This is a genomic window from Amycolatopsis sp. SID8362 (assembly GCF_010550475.1).
Taxonomy (GTDB): Bacteria; Actinomycetota; Actinomycetes; order Mycobacteriales; family Pseudonocardiaceae; genus Amycolatopsis; species Amycolatopsis eburnea.
Window position 1 is genome coordinate 1 of record NZ_JAAGNB010001286.1, and the last position, 3137, is coordinate 3137.

General features: G+C 70.2%; 1 protein-coding gene and 1 pseudogene. One reads left to right on the forward strand and one right to left on the reverse strand.

Translation table 11 applies throughout. The features are described 5' to 3' along the window. Window positions 1-1481, forward strand: a pseudogene (locus G3I65_RS57805) (hypothetical protein); the annotation flags it as partial. A gap of 3 nt (window positions 1482-1484) precedes the next feature. Here the strand turns inward: G3I65_RS57805 and G3I65_RS39820 are convergent. Next, on the reverse strand, window positions 1485-3137 hold a 1653-nt coding region (locus tag G3I65_RS39820; protein ID WP_275940188.1), incomplete at its 5' end, for an RHS repeat domain-containing protein.

Here is a 3137-nt window from a genome sequence, read left to right on the forward strand (position 1 = left end):
ACCCCCTCACCCCCGACGAAATCAACACCCGACACGCCGAAAACACCCCCGCCGGCACCTCCTACCACGCCGGCGACCCCCACATGGGCGACCTCCCCCACCGCGTCCAACCCGACCCCCACGGCCGCTACACCGTCGACGTCCACGTCACCCCCGACGGACACGCACGCATCGGCGACCGCCTCTACACCCCCGAACAATTCGCCGACGTCCTCCGCCGCAACGCCGACTACGACGGACGACCCATCCGCCTCATCGGCTGCGACGCCTCCTCCAACGACTTCGCCCACCGCCTCTCCCGCGAACTCGACACCGAAGTCCTCGCCCCCACCCGACCCGCCTGGACCGACTCCCACGGCCGCGTCTTCTCCTCCGACTACGAAATCGGACCCGACGGCCGCATGCGCCCCCGCATCCCACCCGACGGCGAATGGAACACCCACCACCCCGACGGCACCACCCACCGGGCCGGCGAGGACGGGTTCCCGCCCGGGAGCCACGACAAGGACGTCGACGCCGATGGCTCGCGTGCCCGTGGTGACGACGACGCGCACAAGAAGAAGGTCCACGAAGAGCTCCTCGCCAAGCTCAACAAGCACGACGACGAAGCCAAAGACCTGCTCCGCAAGTACTGGCGGCAGATCGAGGGCGACGATCAGGTCATCAGCCGCCACCGGACCGACGCCAAGCACGAAGGCGTCGAGGTCCCCGTGCTGCGCCGGAACAAAAACGGCGACTACGAGATCCACCAGCCGGCGAACGAAAGCACCAACGTGCGCTCCGAATTCATCAACGACAGCCGGCGGACCGGGGGCCGCGACACCGCGCCGGAGCACATCCGGACGGACGCGGACATCCTCGCCGCCGGGCGGCCGCACATCTGGTCCTATTTGGACGAAGCCAACAACGAGCTGCGCGGGACCCCGTTGGGGCACAACCGCTTCGACCCTCCGCTCGACGAGTTCGACCAGGCCGGGTTCAACGACGTGCAGAGCAACCACTGGAACAACAAGCTGGGCGAGCTGGCCGCCGACCACGCCGTGGCCGACGGGCTCGGGCGGCCCGAGTACGTCAACCGGCCGCTGCAGCCGGTCGACGTGCCCGATCGGGGCGCCCACCACTTCGACCGGGTCTACCAGGACGCCGACGGCAAGTACGTGATCGTCGAGGCGAAGGGCCCGTCGGCCGGCTACAACGCCAACGGCGGCTACCAGCAGGGCCACCCCGAGTACGTCCGGAACATCCTCGCCAAGATGATCGAACGCGGCGAACCCGAAGCCGGCCACGCCCGTGCGATGCTGGCCCAGCTGGACAACGGCGAGCTGCGGTACTTCTACGTCAAGGCGCAGGTCGAAAAGGCCGATCTCACCGGGTACACCGAGGAGCAGCTGCGCGCGATGCCCGCCGCCCAACGGCCTGCCGACCGGTACGCCGGTTACGCCGCGCCGGAGTTCGACCTCACCCTCACGACGCGGCGGTGACCGTCAGCTGAACGCCCCCGTGAGGGTGTCCATCTTGGTGCCCTTCGGCGGGAACTGCGGCAGGAAGTTCTTCTCCTTCGCGAAGGCGATGTACTTCTGCACCTCCGGCGTGAGGCCCTTGTACTCCGCGTTCAGCTCCAGGTGGTCGCGGATGGACCGTTCGAACGGGTTGGGCGAGTTCGGGAACTTGACGTTCGGGCTCGCGTTGACCGAGTACTCCACGTGCAGGTTCTTGATGTCGTCGCGGACCTTGTTGTACTCGCTGGGGCTGAAGCCGGCCCGGTTGAGATCGGCGTCCGACGGGAGCTTGGACTTCAGCTGGTCGAGGCGCACGTTGGCGTTCTTCAACGGGCCCTCGAACGAACCGGACATGTTCTTGTTCGCCGTCGACGTCAACGGCGTCATGTTGTCCGACAGGCCCGGCCCGCCGAGGTTGTCGTTCTGCAGGTGGCCGCGGATCCAGCGGTTCTTGCCGTCCGGGTTGTAGCCGTTGACCTTGTTCAGCTCGTTCTGCAGCTCCGGGCTGTAGCTGGAGTGCTTGGTGTTCTCCAGGTCCTTGACGTCGGTGAGCTCGCCCGGCTGCGGCTTCGAGCCGCCGGGGCGCGGCGACCCGTCGAGCACCTGGTTCCCGGACGTCGTGCCGCCGCCCTGCGAGGTGGTGCGGCCACTGACCGGGTTCTTGCTGCCCCACGGCTTCGAGGGGCCGCTCGGCTGGTTCGACGACGTCCCGCCCGAGCCGCTGCCCTTCTTCGGCTTGGTCTTCGGGTACGGCGCCGCCGCCTGCGTGGCCGCCTTCGAGCACTTGCCCGCGTTCGTGCGGCCGGAGAAGCGCCGCTGGTCGGCCGGGTCCGAGCCGAAGCCGCCGGAGGTGAGGCCGAGCGGGTCGGCCGCCATCAGCGGGTCGCCGACGTAGGTCAGCGGGTTCGGCGCCGGCGCGAGGCCGAGCGGGTCGGGCGAGATGTAACGGGCGTTCGCCGGGTCGTAGTAGCGGAAGACGTTGTAGTGCAGCCCGGTTTCGCGGTCGAGGTACTGCCCGGGGAACCGCAGCGGCGTCTCGGCCGCGCCCGCGCCGGACAGGCCCCACAGGCTCGTGCGCACGGCCCGGACCACGCCGTCCACTCCCACCAGCTCCACCGGCGTGCCGATGTCGTCGGTGACCAGCGCGGCCAGCCGCGTGCGGCCGTCCGGGGTGGTGACCGCCTGGGCCACCGGACGGCCGTCGTCCGGGTGGTGCACCCACGTCCACGTCTCGACCGGCGCGCCGCCCAGTGTGTGCCGCGCTTCGACCAAAGCGTTGCCGTCCCAGGTGAATTCGACCTGCTCGGCGACCGCGCCCGCCGCGTCGAGGCGCTGCTTCGCGATCCGGCGGTCCAGCGCGTCGTAGTGGTAGCGCCACTCGGCGCCGTCGGGGGTGCGGACCGCCGTCAGGTGGTCCTGCGCGTCCCAGGCGAACGTCCAGGTCAGGTCGCCGATGCTCCGCCGCACCAGCCGGCCCTGCGCGTCGTGGGCGTAGCGCACCGCGCCGGCCGCCTCCAGCACGCCGCCGGTGTAGCGGCGCGGCCCGGCTTCGGGGCCGGTCCCCGGGGACGAGGACACGAGGTGGCCGAGGACGTCGTAGGCGTAGTGCTCGGCCACGCCGGGCCGGAGCACGGCGGT